Origin of the sequence: Gordonia sp. ALPHA1B1, from assembly GCF_005502615.1 — a bacterium.
Taxonomy (GTDB): Bacteria; Actinomycetota; Actinomycetes; order Mycobacteriales; family Mycobacteriaceae; genus Gordonia; species Gordonia hongkongensis.
Genome location: NZ_SCOC01000030.1, coordinates 33,952 through 56,479, shown reverse-complemented (window position 1 = coordinate 56,479; position 22,528 = coordinate 33,952). Strand labels below are relative to the sequence as shown.

Here is a 22,528-nt window from a genome sequence, read left to right as displayed (position 1 = left end):
AGATGTGTATGAGTGACAGGGGTCGGCGGGTGGGGGATCGAAGAGCGCAGGCGGCGCCGCCAGGAACTTCTCCCGGGACCCGTTGACCTGCCATACACCCACGACCGCGCTCCAGACCATCATGGTCAGATAATCCACGACTTCGTCGGCGCTGAGGGTGCGTTTGGTCATCCACCAGTCCACGACGTGCTGGATACCGCCCACGAGCGCGTGCGACCAGAGCTCGGCGCCGGTGGTATCTGCGCCGCGTTCGGCCATCCGCAGCTGGATGTTCCCCATCACCAACTGGGTGACCAGACGCACCGAATCGGCGGGCGCCGGTGACGAGGTGGGCGAACTGGCCAGGGCGAACCGGTACAGCTGCGGTTCGTCGTCGACGGCGTGCACGTACACCCCGATGATGGTGTGGGTGAGCGTGTACTCGTCGAGATCGTCGGCGATGGCCTCGGTCAGTCGCGGGTAGATCGTCGTCTCGAAGAACCGCACCGTCGTCGCGACGCCGAGGTCACTCTTGTCGGCGAAGTAGCGGTACAGGACGGTCTTGGAGACGCCGATGTGGGCGGCGATCTCGTCCATTCCGACGTCGGCGCCCAGTTCACGGACCGCGGCGATGACACCGTCGGTGAGTTCGGTGCGTCGGGCGAGCTTGTGCTTCTCCCACCGCTGTTTGCGACCGTCGGGTTTGGCGCCGGTCTCGGCGACCGACTCGGTGACCGTCGTCAGGACCTGTTCCAGCCCGCGCGTCACGTTGGCCGCGGCCGCCACTGCGGCGCGCGCGGCCGCGGCGGGATTCGGGCGGTTGGCCATCACGCAGCCAGCGTAGTCGCTCGATGGGTGACACTGGTTCCATGGCATCGACAGTCATCCCAGGAGTCGCCGGTCAGCACGACGGTCCGCCGGCCACGGCGTCCGCGCCCGGATTCGGCGGGAACAGCGCCGGCGACGAGGGCAGACGCAGGGACCTTCGCAAGATGAAAGCGGTGGCCACCGGCTTCCTGGTCTTCGCCGCGATCGTGTATCTGTTCACCCGCTACCTCGAGCATCGCGACGGCGCCGACGTCGCGGCCTGGGTCGGCTACGTCCGCGCGGCCTCCGAAGCCGGGATGGTCGGCGCGCTGGCCGACTGGTTCGCGGTGACCGCCCTGTTCCGCCACCCGCTGGGCATCCCGATCCCGCACACGGCCCTGATCCGCAAGAAGAAGGACGACATCGGCGAGCAACTCGGCGGCTTCATCGAAGAGAACTTCATGACGCCCGATGTGGTGGTGTACCGAGCCGAGCAGCTGGATCTGCCCCGACGGTTGTCGACGTGGGTGGCCGACCCGCGCAACGCGCCGCGGGTGAGTGGCGAAGCCGCCCGAGCGATCAAGCTCGCCGCGGAGATGCTGCGCGACGAGGATGTCGAACAACTCATCCAGGCCGCGTTGAAGTGGGCGGCCGAACCCCAGTGGGCGCCGCCCACCGGCCGCATCCTCGAACAGCTGATCGCCGAGGATCGTCTGGAGCCGGTGTTCCAGCTGCTGTGTGACCGGGCTCATGAATGGGCGGTCGGCAGCCAGGATCTGATCGATCGGGTCGTCGACCGGGACGGACCCCAGTGGACGCCGAAGTTCGTCAACAGTCTGGTGGGGGACCGGATCTATCGCGAGCTCGTCGACTTCACCTACAAGGTGCGAGTGGATCCCGATCACGAATTACGGCGTGCCATGCACGAATTCGTGGAGAAGTTCGCCGACGATCTGCAACACGACCCCGAGATGATCGCCAAGTTCGAGGCTCTCAAGCTCGAACTGGTCGGGCGCGACGAGGTGACCGGTGCCGCGTCGACGGCGTGGCAGACCGGCAAGGCCGTCATCGAGGAGATGCTGTCGGACCCGAACAGCACGCTGCGGAACACGTTGTCGGACTCCATCATCCAACTCGCGGAACGTGTCCGCGACGACCGGCCGCTGCAGGAGAAGATGAACGGTTGGGTGGCGCGGGTCGCACACCACGTCGCGGCGAACTACTCGCAGGAGATCATCTCGGTCATCACCGAGACCGTGCGTGGTTGGGATGCCGATGACACGAGTCGCAAGATCGAACTACAGGTCGGCCGCGACCTGCAGTTCATCCGGATCAACGGCACCGTCGTCGGCGCACTCGCCGGGCTCGTCATCTACTCCACCTCGGTGCTGATCTTCTCCTGACGCATTGTCGCCGCATCGTTCGCGGCGTCGAACCGGGAGTTTGCTGTGTGCTTGCACGGGCTAGCACTGGTGTTGATACTGGGAGAACGGGCCGAAAGTCGCCGAACGTCGGGCCCCACCATGAGAACGGAGCGTTGATGCAGTCCGAGAAGGATGAAGCGTCCCCCGACGCGGACCACGCCTCGGTCGCCGACTCCGCCGCACCGGGTGAAAGCTCTACTGCTGACCGCGTTTCCGGCGTCGAGGTGGCCGGCGACGACCCTGATTCGACGACCCCCATCGCGGTGGAGGCGGTCGAGGCCGTCGCCAACGCGGCCCAGGACATCGGTGCGTTCATCCGGTCCCAGCGGGTCGCGGGAAAGGTCTCGCTGCGCCAGCTCGCCGAGCGGGCGGGCGTGAGCAACCCCTACCTGAGCCAGATCGAACGCGGCCTGCGGAAACCGTCGGCGGAAGTGCTCGCCCAGATCGCCAAGGGTCTCCGCGTGTCGGCCGAGGTCCTGTACGTGCGGGCGGGGATACTCGAAGAACGGCCCGCGAGCCCGGTCCGTGATGCTCTCATCGCAGATGACTCCATCAACGAACGTCAGAAGCAGATGTTGCTGGAGATCTACGAGTCGTTCCGGAAAGAGAACACGATCGAGTCGACCGGCAAGGAGTAGTTGATGAGCGAGAACCCGTTGACCACAGCCGTGGGGCAGGTGGCTGCCTTGCTCGCAGACGTGCGTGAGCGCGGCGAGGCCGCGAGCGAGCAAGCCCAGACAAAGCTCGTCGAGACCGTCGGGTCGACCCAGGCGAAGGTCGCCGACGCGCAATCCAAGATCGCCGAGACCGTCGAGAACACCCAGTCGAAGCTGGTCGAGACGGTCGGTTCGACACAGTCCAAGCTCGAGGCGCGGATCACCGGTTCGCGGGACGACGCCCAGGCCCGGATCGACGAGGCGCTCGCCACGGCACTGGCCATCTTCGAGGAGGCGAGGACCAAACTGTCGGCGCTGCCGGTCGAATTGCCCGCCGAGATCGAGGATCTGAAGGCGCGGTTCTCCCCGGAGGAGCTGCGCAAGGTGGCCGAGGCGTACCTCGCGGTGGCCGCGGGACTGCTGACCGCGCTGGCGGAACGACGCGACGAGGCGGTGGAGAAGCTCAAGTCACAACCGCTCGTCGGCGAGAACCTGCCGAAGCTCGAGAAGGTGTACAACGACGCCGTCGGTCTCACCGAAGACGCGCTGGGGACGATCTCCGAGCAGACGCGGGCGGTCGGCGAACGTGCGCTGAAGTTGGCGAACCGGGCCGACGACGCGCCCCGCGACGAGAAGCCACGCACCGAGCCGCCGGTGAAGTCGGAAGGCGACATCGTTCCGCCGGCGAAGGCCGCGACGAAGGCGGCACCGGCGAAGAAGGCGGCACCCGCCGAGAAAGCCGCGGTCACGACGGCGCCGGCCAAGGAAGCGGCGAAGAAGGCAGCGCCGGCGAAAGAAGTGGCGAAGAAGGCCCCGGCGACGAAGACTCCCGCGACCAAGGTCCCGGCCAAGAGTTCGCCGGCCAAGAAAACCCCGGCCAAGAGCGCTCCGGCGAAGAAGGCGGCGGCAAAGGAGGCGGCGACGAAGAAGGCGGCGCCGGCCAAGGCGCCCGCCAAGAAGGCCGCCGCCGTCAAGGGTCCGGCCGAGCGGGCTGCCGCGAAGGCCGCCGCCAAGAAGGCCCCGGCGAAGAAGACCCCGGCAAAGAAGACTCCGGCGAAGAAGGCTGCGACCACACAGACCGCGGCCAAGAAGACCTCGGCGAAAAAGGCCGCCGCGAAGCAGACCCCGGCCAAGAAGGCTGCTGCCAAAAAGGCCCCGGCGAAAAAGGCGTCTCCCGGCGCCGAATGATCGTCGACGGGCCGGGTGACCGCACCGCGTCGTAGGGTGTCGCAGCAAACGGCACTCGCCCGACTACAGTGTTCGACGTGGACTTCTTCAGCGTAATGGCCTACGGCCAGAGTCTGATCATGCTGACCCTCACGGTGGTCGCGGGCATCGCCTCGACCGTCGCGCTCATCCACGCCGCCATCCAGCGGCCCGACGCCTTCCCGGCGGTGGATCGGCAGAGCAAGGTCATCTGGGTCTCGATCCTCGCCGCCGCGACCCTGTTCATCTGGTTCTTCGGTGCGGTGAACTTCCTGGGCATCATCGGAGTGGTCGCGATGCTCGTCTACCTCGTCGACGTACGCAAACGAGTCGACGACATCCAGGGCAAGTCCTGGTTCAGCAAAAGGGCCTGACGCATCGTGGCGGAGTATCGGATCAACGACCTGGCGGAGGCGTCCGGGGTCAGCGTTCGCAACATCCGGGTCTATCAGGACCGCGGATTGTTGCCGCCGCCCACCATTCGCGGACGCGCCGGTTGGTATTCCGACCAGCACCTCGTCCGGCTGAACCTGATCTCGCGCATGCTCGAGCGCGGTTACACCTTCGCCACCATCAGTGAGCTGCTGCACGCGGCGCATCACGGCATGCGGGTGGAGCAGATCCTGCGCGGCACACCGAAGGGCGGCCGGTTCCGCAACTTCAAGCGCGCGGCGACGATCACCATCACCGAGTTGCGCAAGACGCTGAACGCCAGCGACCGGTCGATCGCGCTCAGCCAGAAGCTCGGACTGCTGGCGAAGGACGGCGCGCACTACGCGATTCGCAACCCGGAATTGCTCGAGGGGGCCGAAATCCTGGTCAAGAGTGGGGTCGACATCGATGTCCTGCTCGACCGGTGGGTCCGCGTTCAGGAAGACCTCGAAGATGTCGCCACCAGCTTCGTCTCGATCATCACCGACAAGTACTTCGACGAGAACCTCCCCGACCTGGGCGAGGCCGGCGTCAGCGAGATGGCCGACCTCATCCAGACGGTTCGGCCCATCGCCCACGAGATCGTCGAGACGACGTTCCGCAAGGCGCTCGACGAGCAGATCTCCAAGGCGATCGGGGAGGCGGCGACCTACTTCGACGCCGAGGTGCCCCCGCCGGTCCTGCCCGCCGACGAGGAGTCGGAGCCGGCACAGGCGGACTATGAGACAACGGACGTTGGTACATTGAACCCCGAGACGGGGCGCTGAGCCGGATTCGGTGCCTTGCAGAGGACCAGTGAGGTCCTCGACAGGTGAGGAGTGCCGGATGAACACGAAGTCAGTGGCCAGTGCGGGCAGCGTTGCCACCGCGATCGGGGCGGGCGTGGTCGCGCTGGGGATCGGAACCGTCTTCGCGCGACTCGCGCGCGAGGCACTGCAGGCCGAATTCGCCGTCGACGACGGCCCGGACGATCTCCTCACCCGCCCGGACAACGCCCCGCAACGTCTCGAGGTCCCGACCGCGGACGGGGCCCGTCTTAATGTCGAGGTCTACGGTGACCCCGACGGCCCCGGCGCCGACGACACCGGCGACGTCATCGTGATGGTCCACGGCTGGACCTGCAACACCGCCTACTGGTACCCGCAGATCAACCACCTGGCCGCCTCCGAGGGTGGCTCCCGCCGGGTCGTCACCTACGACCAGCGCGGCCACGGTGGCAGTGAGCGCGGCCACCGCCGACCGACCGTCGCCATGCTCGGTGAGGACCTCGACGCGGTGCTCGAGGCGGCAGTGCCGCCCGGGCGCCGCGCGATCCTGGTGGGACACAGCATGGGTGGCATGACCATCATGTCGTGGGCGGCCCAGTATCCCGAGAAGGTCGGATCGCTGGTGTCGTCGGTGGTGCTGGTCTCGACCGCCGCCAAGGCGGTCATGGACAACCACCTGCTGATCCCGGTCGATCTGCCGGTGTACGCCAAACCGTTCGCGCCGGCCGCCGCGAAGATGATCACCTCGGTCCCGGTTCCGATCCCGAAGACGTCCTACGGCGTCCGCTTCTCGCACTACATCGCGCTGGGGCCGCACGCCCGCCGGGCGCACGTCGAGCTCGTCGACGAGATGATCGGCTCGTGCCCGCCGCGCGCTCGGGCCGGATGGGGTTCGGCAATGGGGAAGCTCGACGTGACCGCCGGACTCGAGGCGTTGACGGTGCCGACCACCGTGGTCGTCGGCACCGAGGACCGGCTCACCCCGCAGGTACACGCCGAGCAGATAGCGGAGGTGTTGCGGCGCAACGGCTCCCTGCGCGACCTGGTGGTCTACGAGGGTGTCGGACACATGTCGAGCATCGAGGCCGCCGAGCGCTTCAACGCCCTGCTCGACGAGGTCGTCGCCGAGAGTTCCCGGGAGACAGCGGATCTGAAGGACACCCAGTCGGTCTGACCGGTCCTTCCCGTCACAGACTGCAGTTGACCAGAACCGGCTCGGGCCGCAATGTCACCCCGAACGCCTCGACGACGCCGTCGCGGACCTCGCGAGCCAGATCGAGGAGCTGGGCGGTGGTCGCGGCGCCCCGATTGGTCAGCGCCAGAGTGTGCTTCGTCGAGAGTCGGACCGCCGCGTCCGGGCCCGGGTGCCCACGGTGGAAGCCTGCCCGTTCGATCAGCCACCCGGCCGACAGTTTGATCGCCGCGTCGGTGTCATCGGTGCCTGCGCGATAGGTGGGGATCGCGACATCGTCGCCGACGCGCGCCGCGATCCGGTCGAGCACCGCCGGGGCGTCATCGCCCGGCACGATCGGGTTGGTGAAGAACGAGCCGGCGCTCCAGGTGTCGAAGTCCGTCGTGTCGAGCACCATGCCCTTGCCCGCGCGCAGGTCGAGCACGGCTGCACGCGCCGTGGCGGCGTCGACCCGATCGTCCGGTTCGACCCCCACGCGGGTCGCGAGTTCGCGGTAGCGGATCGGCTGGCTCACGCGATCGTCGTTGAGCCAGAACGAGACCGCGACGACCACGAAGTCGTGCCGGTGCTTGAGATTGCTGGTCCGGTAGCCGAGACCGAGCTCGGTGGGGGAGACCCACCGCAGGTTGCCGGAGCGTCGATCGAGGACCTGAACCGATCGGAGGATGTCGGCCACCTCGACGCCGTAGGCCCCGACGTTCTGCACCGGGGTCGCCCCGGCCGCGCCGGGGATCCCGGAGAGGCACTCGAGCCCGCCGAAACCGGCGTCGACCGTCGCGGCGACCAGCTCGTCCCAGCCCACGCCGGCGTCGGCGACCACGTGCGGCCGTCCCGACTCACGGCCAGAACCGAACTCGACGCGGCCGCTGGCGAGTACGACCGCCGTCCCGTCGAACCCGGCGTCGCCGATGACGAGGTTGGAACCGCCGCCGACGACGAGGACCGGCTCGGACCGTGCATCGAGGTCGAGGATGGTCTCCACGATGGTGCGGGTGTCTTCGCAGCGGATGATCTCGCGCGCGGGCCCACCCAGGCGAAGGGTGGTCAGCTCGGCGAGGGGCGCGCTCAGCGGCGCCTGCGTGTCGGTCACGTCCTCAACGTTAACCGGCGGGCGGTAGCGTTCTCTCCATGGCGAGCAAGCTGCAGCACACGGTGTCCTATCCCTTCTCCACCGCGCGTCTGTGGGCGATCTACACCACCGAGAAGTACTGGCACGACCTCGTCGAGCGCATGAACTCCGGGCACGGGCATGTCGAGAAGGTGACCATCAGCGAGGACACGGTCACCGTCGAGATCCAGCAGGGCATTCCCGCCGACAAGCTGCCCTCCGCGGTCACCAAGGTCATGCCCGGCGACCTCCGAATCCCGCGCAAGAACACGTACCGCCTGGTCGGCGACCGGATCGAGGGGGAGACACATGCCACGGTCGAGGGGGCGCCGGTGCCGGTCGACGTCACCGGCACCACCGTGACGTCGGGTGACCCGGCGACCACCGACAACCGCGCCGAGGTGTCGGTGAATCTCCCGCTGTTCGGCGGGAAGATCGAGAAGTCGGTGGTCAGCGAGCTGTCGGCGCTGCTCGACGCCGAGCGCGGACACACCGTCGAGTGGGAGACCGAGAATCCGCTGACGTAGCCTGGTCTGCATGGCACGACGGCTCAGCTACTCCGCTCGGTACACGCAGTCCGCGGAGAAGCTCTACCAGGCCCAGAGCATCAAGCAGTACTGGGACGACATGATGGCGGGCTTCCAGATGATTTCCCCGCACTGCGAGGTCGACTCCTTCGTCTCCGACGAGACGGGTATTCGGGTGGTCCTCAAGCAGACGATCGGGCGCGACCAGCTGCCCGCGCTCGCGCAGACGGTGATGAAGAAGGACATGGTCATCACCCGCGAGGAGACCCTGGGCCCGTTCGACCCGGACAACACCAAGGGCACCTACAACGCCTCGATCCCGGCGGGACCGGGCAGCCTCAACGGCTGGCAGGAACTCTTCCCCACCGAGAACGGTGGCTGCACGATCCGCCGGACCAGTGAGGCGAAGGTCTTCGTCCCGTTCGTCAACGGCAAGCTCGAGCAGATGATCCTGATCAACCTCGTCGACCTGTTCCGCGCCGAGGCCGAGTACGCCAAGGACTGGGTCGACAAGAACTTGTGATCCGAGCCGGCCGCCCGTCCGTCAGGTCCGAGCGCATCGAGCACAGACCGCAGGGCCGGGTCACCCGGGGCACGACGAACATCAACCGGCTCCGGCGGGTGGACCGGTGGATGGTCCACTCCCCGCGGGTGCGTGCCGCCCTGGACGTGCCCCGGCCGCTGGTCGTCGACCTCGGCTACGGTGCGCGTCCGGACACGACCGTCGAGATGGCCGAACGGCTCCGCGCGGTCGCCCCGGATCTGGAGATGGTCGGTCTCGAGATCGACCCCGCCCGCGTGGTCGAGCCCCGCGCCGGCGTGCGGTTCGGGCTCGGCGGCTTCGAGCTGGGCGGCCTGCGACCCCGGGTGGTGCGCGCGTTCAACGTGCTGCGTCAGTACGACGAGAACGAGGTCGACGACGCGTGGGCCCGGATCCGTGGTGCACTCTCGCCGGGCGGGGTGATCGTCGAGGGGACGTGCGACGAGATCGGCCGACGGTGCAGCTGGGTGCTGCTCGACGTCGACGGGCCGGTGAGCCTGACCCTCAGCTGGGCGCCGGAGCATTCGGGCCGTCCGTCGGACCTGGCCGAGCGACTGCCCAAGGCGCTGATCCACCGCAACGTGCCGGGCGAGCGGATCCACACCCTGCTGGCCCTGGCCGATCAGTGCTGGGACATCGCCGCGCCGTTGGCGCCGTACGGGCCGCGCGCCCGATGGGTGCATGCACTGGGTCTGCTGCGCGACCGTGGGGTCGACTGCGAGGTGCCGCGGCGCCGCCTGTCCGACAACGTGCTCACGGTTCCCTGGGAGACGGTCGCACCGGCTGGATAGTGTGGCCGTCATGCGTGTCGCGATGGCCCAGATCAGTTCGACCGACGACCCCACCGCCAATCTCGAGACGGTGCGTGCGGCCACCGCGGACGCGGCGTCGCGCGGTGCCGAGCTCGTCGTCTTCCCGGAGGCCACGATGTGCCGGTTCGGGGTGCCGCTGAAGCCGGTCGCCGAGGATATCGACGGTCCGTGGGCGCGCGGCGTGTCCGAGGTCGCCGCGGCGTCGGAGGTCACGGTGGTGGCCGGGATGTTCACACCCGCCGGCGACGGCCGGGTCCGCAACACCGTCGTCGTCGCACACCCGGACGGGACACGCCGCGGGTACCACAAGATTCATCTCTACGACGCCTTCGGATTCACCGAGTCGAAGAACGTGGCCGCCGGCGCGGAGCCGCTGACCTTCGCGGTCGGCGACGTCACCGTCGGCGTGGCCACCTGTTACGACATCCGATTCCCCGCCTTGTTCACCCACCTCGCACGGAGGGGCGCCCAGGTGATCGTGGTACCCACGTCGTGGGGTTCCGGACCGGGCAAACTCCGTCAGTGGGAGGTGCTCGCCTCGGCCCGAGCGCTGGACTCGACGACCTTCGTCGTGGCCGTCGACCAGGCATTTCCCACCGACGACGCGGCCGCGTCGTCGAGCGCGCCGACCGGAATCGGACACAGCCAAATCACAGACCCATTCGGTACGTTGGTCGCCGCGTATCCGGATAGCATCCGGGTGGACGTGCACGACCTCGACCTAGCACTGGTCGACCAAGCCCGTACGCAACTGGCAGTCCTCGCCAACGAGCGCCCACTGCCGGTCGGCGGCGAGACGGACAACGACGTGACGCCGGCCCACACGCGGCTCCGCGAGTCAGACGACCCAGGACGGAACCCATGAGCGACAGCAACACGCCCCGCCCCGATTCCTCATCCGGGGACCCCGCCGACGCAACCGGCAAGCACGATCCGAACACGAACAACCCCGGCGATCCCGATCCCGCGACCGGTGAGCCGACCTCGACGGGCCAGGGCGGCGAATGGCGTCCGGTGTCCGGCACCGAACAGGGCGAGCCGCCCGCCACTGAGCAGTTCGCGACCGAACCGATCGTCCCGGGAGCGCAGGCCTACTCGGCCATCCCGCCGTCCGATGCCGACACCGGTGCCATCGGCGGTGCCAAGCCCCCCACCTCGCAGTTCGCGCCCGGCGAGGACCCGTACGGGCCTGGGACGACCGCCTCGGGACCGATTCCGCCGGGATCGCCCGACGGCACCGGTAGCGGGCCGGTCCTCACCTCCCCGCGCAAGAAGCGGAGCACCCGCAAGATCGTCGCCTTCAGCGTCGTCGGTGTGCTGCTCCTCGCGGTCATCGCCGCGGTCGGCAGCGAGCTGTACCTGCGCAACAAGGTCACCAACTGTCTCGAGGAATCCTTCAGCGGACTGACCGGCGTGCCGACCGAGGTGTCGCTCAGCCGTAAGCCGATCCTCCTGCAGGGCAGCGGCGACATCCCGTTCGTACAGGTCGACACCGATGACAGCGCCGGGGGCGTCCGTCTGCACATGCGTGCCGACGGCATCTCGGGCACCGAGAACTCCACCGACATCCAGAGTCTCGACGGCACGGGTTTCATCCCCTACGAGCGGATCGTCGAACTCAGCAAGGAGCAGGCCGGGGCATCCGGTCAGAGCACCGGCACCCCGACCGGTGGCGTCGGCGCGGTCGAGCAGATCACCGGCAATGCGGCCGACGGCACCTTCGAGGTGCAGGCCGCCTTCCCGGTCATGGTCTTCCAGGTGCCGGTGTCGGCGACCGTCAAACCGGTGCTGAACGACGGCCGGGTCGACTTCGAGGTCGTGAAGGCCAGCGCCCTGGTCTTCGGCATCCCGCCGGACTTCGCGCAGCAGATCGTCGACCAGATCACGACGTCGTCGCTCGGCCCGTTCTTCGACGAGGTGCAGGTCGACTCGCTCGAGGTGACCGACAGCGGACTCGAGTTCGCCATCAGCGGTTCGGACGTGCAGCTGACCAGTGAGATGACCGGCACCTCGTCGCAGAGCCAGTCGGGCGGTTGCTCGGTCTGACCGGGACTCAGACCGCCGGCGGCGGGTCGACGGTCAGGAACCAGACCGTCGGACCGTCGGTCAGCGTGAACTCTCCGTAGACCCGGCCGCCCCACTTCCGTGCGTACACGTCGACCATGTGGGCGTCGGCCGTGCTGACGGTGACCGGCGACCCCGCGCCGAGGGCCTCTTGCAGGACGGGTTCGAGCATTGCCGCGAGAGTGCCGTTCCTTCGATGGGCCGGGTGGACGAGGGCGAACACGATGCTGTGCGCGGTATCAATCGTGAGCGCGCGCGATTTCTCCTGGAGTTCGCGGAATCGTGGAATCAAACCATCGAGGGCGGTCATGAAATGGCGTGTACGGTTCGCGAGTTCGTCGTCGACCGGTTGGGTCCGATGATCGGGGCCCGCCACCGCGATCAGTCCGGTCAATTCCCCGGTGGTGGCGAACAGACCCCGCAGGCCCGGCAGCAGATCGGTGAAGAGGACGTCGCCGTACCACCGGAACACTTCGGGCGGGGAGTTCTCGCCCAGAAGCCATCGATAGACCGGGACCTCCTGCATTCCCGCCGCGAGAAGGTCGAGTGCGAGCGGGCGGTCGGCGGCCGTCAACGACCGTGATCCGGTCCCGGTCGCGTGAATGCTGACCATTGATCAATGCCACCATGAAATCCCCGCGAATGTTCCCGGTCGGGTGAATTCCGCGGTCGATGGCACGAGATTCATGTGTTGTTTAGAACGGCATTTGAGAACCCAAACCAAGAATTATTCATATCGCAGGACGATTCCGTGATCGGTCTGTAACGTCGCCCCCGAGTCGTGTGACCAGGTGAGACGCGCGACCGGCACTCAGGCATCTCACCATCATCAGAGGAGGCGGATATGGCAGGCATAGTCGAGGGCGGTCTCGCGGGTGCGATCGGAGGTGCCGTCGAGGCGATCATCGGCGGGCTCGGTGACGCGGGTTCGATCGGCGGCGGTTCGCTCGGTGGCAGCGATTCGGAGACCTGAATCGACCCGACTCACCACCGGTTCAGCAGTTGATGGCCCCGACGGCATCAACTGCTGAACTGTTTCTGGGCCGAGTCAAGATTCGACGCAGGCACCCGCACCTTGCATTTTCGATGCATTTCAAGGGTGTTCACATTCGATTTCCCATGATTTCAATTCGGGCAATGTTGCGCTTTCAGCTGGGATGACGCTGTTTTCGTGGGTCCGATTGTTGCGATATGCGAAGGCGGGTTTCGCTGATAGGGGAGACATTCCCGAAATGAATATGTAACGTCGGCGTCGAGCCGACGCACGGGTGAGAGCGGACGGTGATCGACGAACAATCTCACCGATGACGAAGGGAGCAGATATGTCTGACGCAATCGAGGGTGGCATCTCCGGCGCTATCGAGGAGATCATCGGCAACCTGGTCACCGGTTCGCTCGGTGGCGAGGAAGAGACCCCCGCCGGCTGAGTGCCCAGACTTTGCAACCGCCCCGCGACGGAAGTCGCGGGGCGGTTCGCTGTGTGGGGCCCTCAATTGAAGACGACGGTCTTACGTCCGTGGACGAGCACCCGGTCCTCGAGATGCCACCGCAGGCCTCGGCTGAGCACCAGCGTCTCGATGTCGCGACCCTGGCGGACCATGTCGGCGACCGAGTCGCTGTGGTCCACGCGGACCACGTCTTGTTCGATGATGGGTCCGGCGTCCAGGTCGGCGGTGACGTAGTGGCAGGTGGCTCCGATCAGCTTGACCCCGCGCGCGAAGGCCTGGTGGTAGGGCCGCGCACCGACGAAGCTGGGCAGGAAGCTGTGGTGGATGTTGATGGCCCGCCCGGCCCACGCATCGCACAGCTGAGGCGGCAGGATCTGCATGAAGCGCGCGAGCACCACGGCGTCGGGGTCATAACCCTCGACGATCCGCCCCAGCTCGCCGAAGGCCTCGGCCTTGCGCTCGCTCGCGAACGGCACATGGTGGAACGGGATGCCGAACCGAGTGGCCAGGTCTTCCAGTTCGCGGTGGTTGCCGACGACCGCCCGGATGGCCGCCGGCAGTTCTCCACGATGTGCACGTCCGAGCAGGTCGATGAGGCAGTGGGTCTCCTTGCTCACCAGGAGGACCACGGACTTCGTCTCCCGCGAATCGGTGAGGCGCCAATCCGTTTCGGGTCCGAGTTCGGCGGCCACCTCCGACGCGAAGCGTGCGCGCAGTTCGTCCGCGGTCGACGACACCGAATCCGCGCGGATGGCCTGGCGGGTGAAGAACCACCCGGTCTCCTCGTCGGAGTGATAGGCCGCCTCGGTGATCCAGCCCCCGACATCGGTGAGGAAGGTCGAGATCCGCGCCACGATGCCGGTGCGGTCGGGGCAGCCGAGCGTCAGCACGTAGCGGCGCTCGGTCTGGTCTGTCGGGATCGTCTGTGCGGGGGCCACGACAGTCAGTGTGCCAAGCTCGTCGGTGTGACGAACAAGGACCTGCGACGCGGCGACGTCGCCGCCATCATCGACCACACCTTGCTCAAACCCGAGGCGACCCGGGCCGACGCGGAGGCCACGGTCGCCGAGGCCGCGCGGCTCGGGGTGCTCGCCGTCTGCCTCTCGCCGTCGATGTTGCCGACCGACACCGGGGAACTGCGGACCTGTGTCGTGGCCGGGTTCCCGTCGGGGAAACACCACTCGCTGGTCAAGGCGGCCGAGGCGCGTCTGGCCGTCGACTCCGGGGCGGACGAGATCGACATGGTGATCGATGTGGGTGCGGCCGTCGACGGCCGGTTCGACGAGGTGTTCGCCGACGTCCTGACCGTCCGGGAGGCCGTCGGCGACGACACCCTCCTGAAGGTGATCATCGAATCGGCCGCGCTGCTGCAGTTCGCCGGGCCTGACACCGTCACCGAGGTGTGCCGCCGCGTCGAGCGGGCCGGTGCGTCGATGGTGAAGACGTCGACCGGGTTCCACCCCGCGGGCGGCGCGAGCGTCGAGGCGGTGCGACTGATGCGTGCCGCGGTGAGCGACCGGGTGGGAGTCAAGGCGAGCGGTGGCATCCGGACCGCCGAGGCGGCCGCCGAGCTCATCGCCGCGGGGGCGACCCGGCTCGGGCTGTCCGCGTCGGCCGCCGTGCTCGACGGATTCCCCGACTAGGCGGCCGGCCGCGGACCTGCGGCCCGGCGTCGGTCACGCCAGGGCGGAGACCTTGGCGTCGAGGTCGGCCATGACCAGGCTGGCGTTGACCGCGGCACCGGCGGACACGCCCTCGCCCATGGCGACGGTCACCATCGCATGCACGGTGGTGGTGTTGCCCACCGCCCATACGCCCGGCAACGCGGTCTCGCCCATCGGGCCGGTCCCGACCAACCCGCCCATCGGGCCGTCGTCGAGGGTGCCGCCGAGTCGCTCGTAGAGGTCGCCGCGGACGACGAATCGCGGCGAGACGACCACCGCGTCGGCCTCGACCACGGTGCCGTCGGTCAGGAGCAGGCCGTCGAGGTGGGCAGAACCGTTCTCCGCGCGCGTCCGGACGCGCTCGACGCGGGCGTCGACGATGTCGATGCCGACCGCGGCGAAGTGCGACCGGTCGTCGTCCGACAGGGCGTCGGGATCGTGCGCGACCACGGTCACCCGGTCGCTGAGCTGGCGGAACATCAGTGCCTGATGCGCCGACATCGGGCTCGTCGCGATCTGCACGATGCGTGTTCCGCGGACCTCGTAGCCGTGGCAGTACGGGCAGTGCAGCACATCGTGTCCCCACAACTCCGCGACGCCGGGGAGGTCGGGGAGTTCGTCGACCAGGCCGGTCGCCAGGATGAGGCGACGGGCCGCGACGACCTCGCCGGACGACAGCCGCAGGGTGAAGTCGTCGACGGTGCCGGCCGCGTCGACGACTGTGCCGGAACGGATCTCGGCGCCGTATCCCGTCGCCTCCGCCCGACCGCGGGCGAGTAGCTCCAGGGGTGCGATCCCGTCCTGCCCCAGCACATTGTGGGCGCCGGCCGCCGGTGCGTTGCGCGGTTGCCCCGCGTCGATGACCACGACCTTGCGCAGGGATCGCGCGAGGACGGTCGCGGCGCTGAGTCCGGCAGCTCCGCCGCCGACGATGGCGACGTCGTATTCGGTTGTGAGGGAGTCTTTCTGGGCGGATGAGGAGTTGGTCATCGTTGCTCGCTCTCGGAGGTGGGAATGGAGGAGGTGCGCGGCCGGGCGACCCAGAGGAATCGTCCGGCGGCGAGGGTCAGGTCATCGAGACGATTCCGCGCGTCTGCCTCGGTCAGGTCGTCGAGCAGGGCGAGGTCGGCGGGATCGAGGGCGTCGGCCAAGCGATGCCGGAACTGGGCGAACCAGTGCCGGGCGTACTGCGCGACCGACTGGCTCGGGTCGCTGCGCCGGACGTGAACGGTCTCGGCGCGGAGTACCTCGTAGTCGACGTCGTCAAACGCGTCGGTCCAGTCCACGAGCGCCTCCCATCCGGCCCCGGCGGCCGCGGTCTGACAGCGGTCCTGCAGCCCGAGCAGTTCGGCGTCCTCGTGAGCAGGGACGAAACGCGGGACGCCCGCCATTTCGGTGATCACGACGATGCCGTCCGGTCCGAGCGAGGTCGCGGCCTCCCGCAACAGGCGCTGCGGATCGGCAATGTGATGCAGCGACATCGCCGCCCACACGACGTCGGGCGTTCCGAGCGGCGGCAGTCCGTCGTCGAGATCGGCGACGACGGCGGTCACTCGATCGTCGAAACCGCCCTCCCGTGCCCGTCGTTCGACGAGCGCGACCATGTCGGACGACCCGTCGACCGCCAGGATCGAGGCCTGTGGGAAGCGGCGGGCGAGCGCCTCGGTGCCGGTGCTGGTCCCCGCCCCGAGATCGGCGATGCGCGCGGGTACGCGCCCCAGGGTCTCCGCGACGAGACGGGAGGCGTCCTCGAGGTAGTCGGCCATGAGCTCGGCGTCGAGGTCGAGGACCGCGGCGAGCCGGGCGTGGTTGTGGTGGTCGGTGTGGTTCGCGTGCTCGTGATGTCCGCCGGTCGGATGGGGATGGTGCGTGCTGGTCATGACCTCACGGTAGCGCCGCCATGCCTGGATGGCATAGCATCTTGCCAATGACGCAAGAACTCGACGCGGTGGTCCGCCAGCGCATCCGCGGCCTCCGCATCGCCAGGGGCTGGACGCTCGACGCGCTCGCCGCCCGGTGCTATCTGTCGCCGTCCACACTGAGTCGGATCGAGACCGGGCATCGGCGGGTGGCGCTCGACCAGCTCGTGCCGATCGCCCGCGCGCTGGGCACGACCCTGGATCAGCTGGTCGAACCGGCGGACGACACCGATGTCGTGATCCGGCCCCAGCCACACGAGGTGGAGGGCATGACGATGTGGCTGCTCTCGCGGGAGAACGCCCCACAGGGTGTCACCGTGGCGAAGATGCGGTTCGACCGCGAGCAACCCGTCGGTGACCTGCGCGTCCATCCGGGCTACGAATGGTTCACGGTGCTGTCGGGAACCGTGAGGCTGTGGCTGGGCGACCGCACGATCCTCGTGCCCGAGGGTGACGCCGCGGAGTTCTCGACGATGATCCCGCACGCCATCTGCGCTTATCAGGGCCCGGCGGAGGTGCTGTCGATGATGGACCACGCCGGCGAGCGCGCGCACCTGCCGTCCGTGCGAACCGGACCCGCGGCGCGCGACGACGACGCCCCGGACGCCTGACCACCTGCCCCGCGGCCGCACACCACCGATGCGAGGCGGCGCATCGGTACTGTTGTTGCGGTGATGACTCCCCAGACCTCGGTGAACCGACGCTCCGTGCTCGCCGCGGCCGGGGTCGGAGCGCTCGGGGTCGCGGTGGCGGCCTGCTCCGGCTCCGGCCTCGGCCCCGGAAACGACACACCGGCCGACCCGCCGGTCACCCTGACGTTCACCCCAGCCCTCGATGCCGAGCCGGCCACCCCGACCGCCGAGTTCTCGGTCAAGGCGACCGACGGTTCCCTGAACCCCGACGTGAAGCTGACCAACCCGCGCGGCGTCGTGGTGAAGGGTCAGTTGTCGGAGGACCGGACGACCTACACGATCAGCGAGCCCCTCGGTTACGGCACCGAATACACCTGGAGCGGAACGGCGGTGGGTCTCGATCGCAAGGTCGTGCCGGTCGCCGGGACGTTCACCACGCTGCAGCCGTCGAGTCAGGTGAACGTCGTCGTCAACATCGGCGACGGTCAGGAGGTCGGCATCGCGGCGCCGATCATCCTGAAGTTCAACGGGACGGTCGAGGACAAGGAGGCCGTGGAGCGGGCGCTGACCGTCACCACCACACCACCCACCGAGGGGTCGTGGGCGTGGCTGGGCGAGGACAACGGCTCCCGCGTGCACTGGCGACCCCGCGAGTACTACGCACCCGGGACGAAGGTCAGCATGGCAGCCAAGCTGTACGGCCTCGACCACGGCGGCGGTGCCTATGGAGCGGCCGACGTGACCAGCGACTTCACCATCGGGCGGGCCCAGGTGGTGAAGGCCGAGGAGTCCTCGCACCGGATCGTGGTGCTCCGCGACGGTGTCGAACTCATGGCGCTGCCGTGCAGCTACGGCGGCGGCGACCTCGACCGGAACGTCACGCGCTCGGGCATCCACGTGGTCACCGAGAAGTACGAAGAGTTCTTCATGAGCAATCCGGCCGCGGGTTACTTCAACATCCGCGAACGCTGGGCCGTGCGGATCTCCAACAACGGCGAGTTCATCCACGCGAACCCGGCGACCGTGAACGTGCAGGGATCGGCCAACGTCACCAACGGATGCATCAACCTGTCGGAGGCCGACGCCGAACGCTACTTCCGTGTCGCGGTCTACGGCGACCCGGTGGAGGTGACCGGGACGCGGATCGCGTTGTCGGAGGCCGACGGCGACATCTACGACTGGATCTACGACTGGGAGACCTGGCAGGGCATGTCGGCCATCAAGGGCGAGGTCCGCGAGACCTCGGTCCCGGCGACGCCCAGCGGGGCGCCCACCTCGAACGCCCCGGCCCCGCGCTAGCCGGTCTTGATGTTCCGCCGGGCCGAGGCCTGATCGCGCGGCTTGAGGATGATCTGGTCCAGGTTGACGTGCGGCGGCCGGGACGCGACGAACCCGATGACCTCGGCCACGTCCTCGGCGACGAGCGGTGTCAGGCCCTCGTAGACCTTGTCGGCGCGTTCCTGGTCGCCCTCGAAGCGGACGAGGGAGAAGTCGGTCTCGACCATGCCCGGTGCGACCTCGGTGAGCCGGACAGGCTTCCCGAGGAGTTCGTAGCGCAGCGTCCGGTGGGTGACACCCTGCGCATGCTTCGCCGAGGTGTAACCGGCGCCGTTGTCGTAGGCCTCGAACGCCGCGATCGAGGTGACGGAGACGATCAGGCCGTCACCCGACGCGATGAGCGCGGGAAGCAACGCCTTGGTGACCCGCAGGCTGCCCAGGACGTTGGTCTCCCACATCCAGCGCCAGTCGTCGAGGTCGGCGGTTGACACGGGGTCGAGACCCTTGGCGCCACCGGCGTTGTTCACCAGCACGTGCACCGTGTCGAGGCCGTCGACGAAGGCGGCCACGGACTGCTCGTCGGTGACGTCGAGTTGCCTTCCGGTGCCGCCGATCTCGTCGGCGAGCGCGGTCACCCGATCGATCCGGCGCGCCCCCAGCACCACGTGGAAGCCCTGCGAGGCGAGCTGACGCGCGGTGGCCGCGCCGATCCCCGAACTGGCGCCGGTGACCACGGCGATCGGTCGGTTGTCCGTCGACTGGGAGGCGGTGTCGGTGCTCATGGGCTCAACCTTACGGACCGCGCTGCTACATTCGTCGCATGAGTGGGGGAGTGATCCCGGCGGCGCTGCAACTGACCTCCACCCCGGCGGCGGCGGTACTGCATGCGATCCGGGTCGGCGGACCGGTGACGCGGGATCAGCTCGCCGCGACGACGGGTCTGTCGCCGGCCACCATCAACCGTCAGGTGCACGCGCTGGCCGCTCACGGTCTGGTCGTCGAACGCCCCGATCTCGCCGGGCCGAAAGCGATTGGCCGGCCCAAGAATCCGCTGACCATCGACCGCGACTCGCTGTGCGTCGCGGGTATGCACATCGGCGCCCGCCGGACCGTGCTCGTCATCGCCGACCTCGGCGGCCGCACACTGCACAGTCACGCCGTGCTGACGCCGACCGGCGATCAGGAGGACGCGCTCGCGCACCTCAGCGGACTGCTCGCCGAACTCGCCGCCCGGTTCAGCGGGCGGCGGGTGCTGTGGGGAGGTGTCGCGGTCGGTGGCGCGGTCGATGCCGAGACCGGGGTGGTGAACCACCGGGTCCTGGGCTGGCATCAACTCGCCGTGGGCGCAACACTTGCCGGGAGCCTCGACACGCCGGTGTCGGTCTGTGAGCACGTCGAGGCGATGGCGGCCGCCGAGTTGCTCCTGTCGCATCCGCGCGACGACGGGGGTTCCGGGCTGTTCTTCTACGCCCGCGAAACGGCCGGGATGGCAATGACTCTCGACGGCCGCGTGCACGTACCGGAGCGTGGCGCGGGCACCATCGCGCATCTGCCGGTCACGGCTCCGGTGCTCGCCCCCGGGCTCACCCGGGTCCGGTTGCAGAACGTCATCGGCAACGACGCCGCGGAGGTCGCGGCGCGTCGGCTGAGGATCAGCCCCACGGCCGCTCGGATCGCCGACGAGCGGGCCCGGGTGCTGGGAGAGTCGGTCGCGCTCATCCGGGATGTGATCAACCCCGATGCCATCGTCGTGGCCGGCGACGCGTTCGCCGCACACCCGCACGGGCTCGCGCCGGTGCAGGCGGCCTTCGACGAGGCGACCACGCTGACCTGGCCGCTGGAGATCGCGCCGTCGAGATTCGGTGTGCGCGTGCAGGAGAGCGCGGCGGTCGTGGTGGCGCTCAGCGTCATCTACGCGGATCCGATCGCGGCGATGGCGACGCTGTAGACAGGCCGTCGGCCCGCCTGCCTCTGCCGTCGTCGCACGCATCCCCTACGGTGTGTCCATGACGCTGCCCCGCGATGTATCCGCACGGCTCGAGGTGCGGGTCGACGACCCCACCGAACTGGAGATGCAGATCACCGTAGCCCGACTGCCCGGCCTCCAGTTGGAAGAAGAACTCGAGGTCGAATTCGACGGACAGTCGGTGACGCCCGAGGAGATCATCGGGCCGCACGGTTCCCGGATCCATCGGCTGCAGCTCGAGCGGGGTCTGCTGACCATCGACTACCGGGCGTCGGTCCTCACGCCCGCCGATCCGCTGCCCGTCGACATCACCGACCGCTCGACGTACCTGCGGCCCAGCAGATATGCCGAGTGCGACAAGTTCTTCGGCTTCGCCGCGGGTCAGTTCGACGCATCGCTGCCCGACGGGGAGATCCTGAACCAGGTCGCCGCATACGTCTCGGACCGCCTCAGCTACATCCCCGGGACTTCCGACCCCATCGACGGCGCCGCCGACACCCTGCTCGCCGGTGCCGGGGTCTGCCGCGACTACGCGCATCTCGTCGTCGCGCTGCTGCGGGCCCTGAACATCCCGGCCCGCCTCGTCGCGGTGTACGCCCCAGGGTGTTCGCCGATGGATTTCCACGCCGTCGCCGAGGCGATCGTCGACGGTGAGTGGGTGGTGGTCGACGCGACCGGGCTCGCCCCACGTCAGAGCCTCGTGCGGATCTCGACCGGCCGCGATGCCGCCGACACCGCGTTCCTCGACAACCATCGCGGGTCGATCAACCTCAACTCCTACGAAGTGACGGCGACGGTGCGCGGCGAGCTTCCGATCGACGACGGGAATGCGCGCGTCCGGATAGGGTGAGCGCGTGCATGCGCTCACCTGTCCGGTCTGCAATGCGTTGTCGGGCTTCGATCGTCAGACCTGCCCGAACTGTGCGACGACCATGGGCGTGCACCTGCCGTCGCGGTCGCTGTACGCGGTCGGCGAGGAGGGGGTCGAGATCGGCGGTGCCCTGTGGGTGTGGTGTGCGAATCGGGATCGGACGCAATGCAACTGGCTGACGCTCGCCGAGGTCACCGAGGGCAGCATCGGCCTGCGGGGTCGGTGTTTCCCCGAGTCGCTGATCCGGCGTCAGCCCGACGCCGAGGACACCATCGCGCTCGAGAAGCTCGCGCCGGCCTCGTTCGATCTGCGGCTGCTGGTGTACCAACTCGTCGATCTGGGTCTGCCGGTGGAGCCGTTCTGGCGCACCGAGGGCGGCCTGGCCTTCGACCTGTTGTCGAGTCAGACCCTCGGCCGGCCGGTGATGATCGGGCACGCGGGCGGGGTGGTGACCATCGACCTCGCCGAGACCCAGGACGCCTATCGGGAGCGCCTGCGGGTCGACCTCGGCGAGCAGTACCGCACCATGCTCGGTCACTTCCGGCACGAGACCGGGCACTACTACGAACACGTCCTCGTCGAGACCGGCCCGGGTGCGGAACGCTACCTCGACCGGTGTCGGGACCTGTTCGGCGACGAACGCGCGAGCTACGCCGACGCGATCAACCGCCACTATCGGTTCGGGGCACTCGAGAACTGGCGGGAGTCGTACATCTCCGAGTACGCCACGATGCATCCGTGGGAAGACTTCGCCGAGTGCTTCGCGCACTACCTCCACATCACCGGGACCATCGACACCGCCCGGGAATCCGGGCTGAATCTCGACGCGCAGCAGGTCCGGTTCACCATGGACCGTGACATCGTGCCGCTCCGGTCATACGCCGACGAGCCGATCGAACGGCTGCTGTACGACTGGAAGTGGTTGTCGCTCATGTTGAACCGGGTGAACGTGGCCATGGGGCGCCGGCCGCTCTATCCGTTCACCATCCCCGAGCCCGTCGTGCGCAAACTCGGCTTCGTGCACGAGGTGATCCGGGAGGGTGCGCGGCGGGCGATGACGACGGACCCGCTCGTCGTCGCACCCGGCCAGCCTGCCTAGTGGTGCGTCTCGGAAATAGGCGACTGGTCTCCGGCGCTCGATCGGCGCCTGGCTGCGTTGTCGTCGGTCGAGATAGCTCCGCTATCCCTCCCTCCTCCGCCTTGCCAGACCACCGATCGCTCCACCGGATACCGGC

Annotated in this window: 25 protein-coding genes; 18 read left to right on the top strand and 7 right to left on the bottom strand. The window is 68.4% G+C overall.

The window, feature by feature from the left end; all coding sequences use genetic code 11:
* On the bottom strand, positions 1–807 hold an 807-nt coding region (locus FFS52_RS18020), incomplete at its 3' end, for a TetR/AcrR family transcriptional regulator (protein WP_171011672.1).
* A gap of 41 nt (positions 808–848) precedes the next feature.
* Here FFS52_RS18020 and FFS52_RS18015 point away from each other — a divergent pair.
* The 6 genes from FFS52_RS18015 (at position 849) to FFS52_RS17990 (ending at position 6,445) form a co-directional block, all read left to right on the top strand.
* Positions 849–2,189, top strand: coding sequence for a DUF445 family protein (locus tag FFS52_RS18015; protein WP_058251273.1), 1,341 nt, complete (start codon positions 849–851; stop codon positions 2,187–2,189).
* A 137-nt stretch (positions 2,190–2,326) separates the two neighbouring features.
* Positions 2,327–2,848 (top strand): helix-turn-helix transcriptional regulator, encoded by a 522-nt coding sequence (locus FFS52_RS18010; RefSeq protein WP_068970380.1) that lies wholly within the window; start codon positions 2,327–2,329, stop codon positions 2,846–2,848.
* Positions 2,849–2,851: 3 nt separating this feature from the next.
* Positions 2,852–4,054, top strand: a complete 1,203-nt coding sequence (locus FFS52_RS18005; RefSeq protein WP_137810497.1) for a heparin-binding hemagglutinin — start codon at positions 2,852–2,854, stop codon at positions 4,052–4,054.
* Positions 4,055–4,122: 68 nt separating this feature from the next.
* Positions 4,123–4,446 (top strand): DUF2516 family protein, encoded by a 324-nt coding sequence (locus FFS52_RS18000; RefSeq protein ID WP_058251270.1) that lies wholly within the window; start codon positions 4,123–4,125, stop codon positions 4,444–4,446.
* Positions 4,447–4,452: 6 nt separating this feature from the next.
* A complete protein-coding gene (locus FFS52_RS17995; RefSeq protein ID WP_065630158.1) occupies positions 4,453–5,271 on the top strand; it encodes a MerR family transcriptional regulator in 819 nt (272 codons plus the stop codon).
* Between the two features lie 58 nt (positions 5,272–5,329).
* The gene (locus tag FFS52_RS17990; RefSeq protein WP_137810496.1) at positions 5,330–6,445 is read left to right on the top strand and encodes an alpha/beta hydrolase; all 1,116 of its coding nucleotides are present in this window, start codon (positions 5,330–5,332) and stop codon (positions 6,443–6,445) included.
* A 13-nt stretch (positions 6,446–6,458) separates the two neighbouring features.
* Here FFS52_RS17990 and FFS52_RS17985 read toward each other — a convergent pair whose 3' ends face one another.
* Positions 6,459–7,553, bottom strand: coding sequence for a UDP-N-acetylmuramate dehydrogenase (locus FFS52_RS17985; protein WP_137810495.1), 1,095 nt, complete (start codon positions 7,551–7,553; stop codon positions 6,459–6,461).
* 38 nt (positions 7,554–7,591) lie between these two features.
* On the opposite strand from FFS52_RS17985, the gene FFS52_RS17980 reads away from it, so the two are divergent.
* The 5 genes from FFS52_RS17980 (at position 7,592) to FFS52_RS17960 (ending at position 11,497) form a co-directional block, all read left to right on the top strand.
* Positions 7,592–8,098: a DUF2505 domain-containing protein gene (locus FFS52_RS17980; RefSeq protein WP_137810494.1), complete on the top strand. Its 507-nt coding sequence runs from the start codon at positions 7,592–7,594 to the stop codon at positions 8,096–8,098.
* A gap of 10 nt (positions 8,099–8,108) precedes the next feature.
* Complete coding sequence (locus tag FFS52_RS17975; protein WP_058251265.1) at positions 8,109–8,621, top strand: DUF2505 domain-containing protein; 513 nt, start codon at positions 8,109–8,111, stop codon at positions 8,619–8,621.
* 110 nt (positions 8,622–8,731) lie between these two features.
* Positions 8,732–9,430, top strand: coding sequence for a class I SAM-dependent methyltransferase (locus tag FFS52_RS17970; protein WP_249356422.1), 699 nt, complete (start codon positions 8,732–8,734; stop codon positions 9,428–9,430).
* Between the two features lie 10 nt (positions 9,431–9,440).
* Positions 9,441–10,316: a carbon-nitrogen hydrolase family protein gene (locus tag FFS52_RS17965; protein ID WP_137810493.1), complete on the top strand. Its 876-nt coding sequence runs from the start codon at positions 9,441–9,443 to the stop codon at positions 10,314–10,316.
* On the top strand, positions 10,313–11,497 hold the full coding sequence (locus FFS52_RS17960) for a DUF2993 domain-containing protein (RefSeq protein WP_137810492.1): 1,185 nt from the start codon (positions 10,313–10,315) through the stop codon (positions 11,495–11,497). The genes FFS52_RS17965 and FFS52_RS17960 overlap by 4 nt, the downstream gene beginning before the upstream one ends.
* A gap of 7 nt (positions 11,498–11,504) precedes the next feature.
* On the opposite strand, the gene FFS52_RS17955 is transcribed toward FFS52_RS17960, so the two are convergent.
* Positions 11,505–12,128, bottom strand: a complete 624-nt coding sequence (locus tag FFS52_RS17955; protein ID WP_137810491.1) for a hypothetical protein — start codon at positions 12,126–12,128, stop codon at positions 11,505–11,507.
* 231 nt (positions 12,129–12,359) lie between these two features.
* On the opposite strand from FFS52_RS17955, the gene FFS52_RS24055 reads away from it, so the two are divergent.
* Positions 12,360–12,488 carry a hypothetical protein gene (locus tag FFS52_RS24055; RefSeq protein WP_264186680.1) on the top strand — a complete coding sequence of 43 codons (129 nt, stop codon included), beginning with the start codon at positions 12,360–12,362 and terminating at the stop codon, positions 12,486–12,488.
* A gap of 516 nt (positions 12,489–13,004) precedes the next feature.
* Here FFS52_RS24055 and purU read toward each other — a convergent pair.
* The gene (purU, locus tag FFS52_RS17950; RefSeq protein ID WP_137810490.1) at positions 13,005–13,901 is read right to left on the bottom strand and encodes a formyltetrahydrofolate deformylase; all 897 of its coding nucleotides are present in this window, start codon (positions 13,899–13,901) and stop codon (positions 13,005–13,007) included.
* Positions 13,902–13,928: 27 nt separating this feature from the next.
* Between purU and deoC the strand changes: the two genes are divergently transcribed.
* Positions 13,929–14,606, top strand: a complete 678-nt coding sequence (gene deoC / locus FFS52_RS17945) for a deoxyribose-phosphate aldolase (RefSeq protein ID WP_171011668.1) — start codon at positions 13,929–13,931, stop codon at positions 14,604–14,606.
* 33 nt (positions 14,607–14,639) lie between these two features.
* Here deoC and FFS52_RS17940 read toward each other — a convergent pair whose 3' ends face one another.
* Together FFS52_RS17940 and FFS52_RS17935 are read right to left on the bottom strand one after the other, a co-directional pair.
* A complete protein-coding gene (locus FFS52_RS17940) occupies positions 14,640–15,617 on the bottom strand; it encodes an NAD(P)/FAD-dependent oxidoreductase (RefSeq protein WP_137810489.1) in 978 nt (325 codons plus the stop codon).
* Positions 15,614–16,507 (bottom strand): class I SAM-dependent methyltransferase, encoded by an 894-nt coding sequence (locus tag FFS52_RS17935; RefSeq protein WP_137810488.1) that lies wholly within the window; start codon positions 16,505–16,507, stop codon positions 15,614–15,616. Before FFS52_RS17935 ends, FFS52_RS17940 begins: the two co-directional genes overlap by 4 nt.
* 47 nt (positions 16,508–16,554) lie before the next feature.
* Here FFS52_RS17935 and FFS52_RS17930 point away from each other — a divergent pair, with 47 nt between their 5' ends.
* Both FFS52_RS17930 and FFS52_RS17925 read left to right on the top strand, forming a co-directional pair.
* On the top strand, positions 16,555–17,157 hold the full coding sequence (locus FFS52_RS17930) for an XRE family transcriptional regulator (protein ID WP_137810487.1): 603 nt from the start codon (positions 16,555–16,557) through the stop codon (positions 17,155–17,157).
* A gap of 63 nt (positions 17,158–17,220) precedes the next feature.
* Positions 17,221–18,477: an Ig-like domain-containing protein gene (locus FFS52_RS17925; RefSeq protein ID WP_212743645.1), complete on the top strand. Its 1,257-nt coding sequence runs from the start codon at positions 17,221–17,223 to the stop codon at positions 18,475–18,477.
* Here FFS52_RS17925 and FFS52_RS17920 read toward each other — a convergent pair.
* The gene (locus FFS52_RS17920; protein WP_137810486.1) at positions 18,474–19,238 is read right to left on the bottom strand and encodes an SDR family NAD(P)-dependent oxidoreductase; all 765 of its coding nucleotides are present in this window, start codon (positions 19,236–19,238) and stop codon (positions 18,474–18,476) included. The two genes, FFS52_RS17925 and FFS52_RS17920, sit on opposite strands and share 4 nt — an antisense overlap.
* A 38-nt stretch (positions 19,239–19,276) precedes the next feature.
* On the opposite strand from FFS52_RS17920, the gene FFS52_RS17915 reads away from it, so the two are divergent.
* From FFS52_RS17915 to FFS52_RS17905, 3 genes are read left to right on the top strand one after another with little or no spacing between them, the layout of a single operon-like run.
* Positions 19,277–20,404 (top strand): ROK family transcriptional regulator, encoded by a 1,128-nt coding sequence (locus FFS52_RS17915; protein WP_065631518.1) that lies wholly within the window; start codon positions 19,277–19,279, stop codon positions 20,402–20,404.
* A gap of 58 nt (positions 20,405–20,462) precedes the next feature.
* Positions 20,463–21,272: a transglutaminase-like domain-containing protein gene (locus FFS52_RS17910; RefSeq protein ID WP_065631517.1), complete on the top strand. Its 810-nt coding sequence runs from the start codon at positions 20,463–20,465 to the stop codon at positions 21,270–21,272.
* Between the two features lie 4 nt (positions 21,273–21,276).
* Entirely contained in the window at positions 21,277–22,392 is a 1,116-nt protein-coding gene (locus FFS52_RS17905) for a putative zinc-binding metallopeptidase (RefSeq protein ID WP_137810485.1), read from the top strand.
* The last annotated feature ends 136 nt before the right edge of the window (positions 22,393–22,528 follow it).

Coding starts and splice junctions, on each gene's coding strand:
- FFS52_RS18015 (WP_058251273.1), top strand. CDS start 849: ATGGCATCGACAGTCATCCCAGGAGTCGCCGGTCAGCACGACGGTCCG.
- FFS52_RS18010 (WP_068970380.1), top strand. CDS start 2,327: ATGCAGTCCGAGAAGGATGAAGCGTCCCCCGACGCGGACCACGCCTCG.
- FFS52_RS18005 (WP_137810497.1), top strand. CDS start 2,852: ATGAGCGAGAACCCGTTGACCACAGCCGTGGGGCAGGTGGCTGCCTTG.
- FFS52_RS17990 (WP_137810496.1), top strand. CDS start 5,330: ATGAACACGAAGTCAGTGGCCAGTGCGGGCAGCGTTGCCACCGCGATC.
- FFS52_RS17980 (WP_137810494.1), top strand. CDS start 7,592: ATGGCGAGCAAGCTGCAGCACACGGTGTCCTATCCCTTCTCCACCGCG.
- FFS52_RS17975 (WP_058251265.1), top strand. CDS start 8,109: ATGGCACGACGGCTCAGCTACTCCGCTCGGTACACGCAGTCCGCGGAG.
- FFS52_RS17970 (WP_249356422.1), top strand. CDS start 8,732: ATGGTCCACTCCCCGCGGGTGCGTGCCGCCCTGGACGTGCCCCGGCCG.
- FFS52_RS17965 (WP_137810493.1), top strand. CDS start 9,441: ATGCGTGTCGCGATGGCCCAGATCAGTTCGACCGACGACCCCACCGCC.
- FFS52_RS17960 (WP_137810492.1), top strand. CDS start 10,313: ATGAGCGACAGCAACACGCCCCGCCCCGATTCCTCATCCGGGGACCCC.
- FFS52_RS17955 (WP_137810491.1), bottom strand. CDS start 12,128: ATGGTCAGCATTCACGCGACCGGGACCGGATCACGGTCGTTGACGGCC.
- FFS52_RS24055 (WP_264186680.1), top strand. CDS start 12,360: ATGGCAGGCATAGTCGAGGGCGGTCTCGCGGGTGCGATCGGAGGTGCC.
- FFS52_RS17940 (WP_137810489.1), bottom strand. CDS start 15,617: ATGACCAACTCCTCATCCGCCCAGAAAGACTCCCTCACAACCGAATAC.
- FFS52_RS17935 (WP_137810488.1), bottom strand. CDS start 16,507: ATGACCAGCACGCACCATCCCCATCCGACCGGCGGACATCACGAGCAC.
- FFS52_RS17930 (WP_137810487.1), top strand. CDS start 16,555: ATGACGCAAGAACTCGACGCGGTGGTCCGCCAGCGCATCCGCGGCCTC.
- FFS52_RS17925 (WP_212743645.1), top strand. CDS start 17,221: ATGACTCCCCAGACCTCGGTGAACCGACGCTCCGTGCTCGCCGCGGCC.
- FFS52_RS17920 (WP_137810486.1), bottom strand. CDS start 19,238: ATGAGCACCGACACCGCCTCCCAGTCGACGGACAACCGACCGATCGCC.
- FFS52_RS17915 (WP_065631518.1), top strand. CDS start 19,277: ATGAGTGGGGGAGTGATCCCGGCGGCGCTGCAACTGACCTCCACCCCG.
- FFS52_RS17910 (WP_065631517.1), top strand. CDS start 20,463: ATGACGCTGCCCCGCGATGTATCCGCACGGCTCGAGGTGCGGGTCGAC.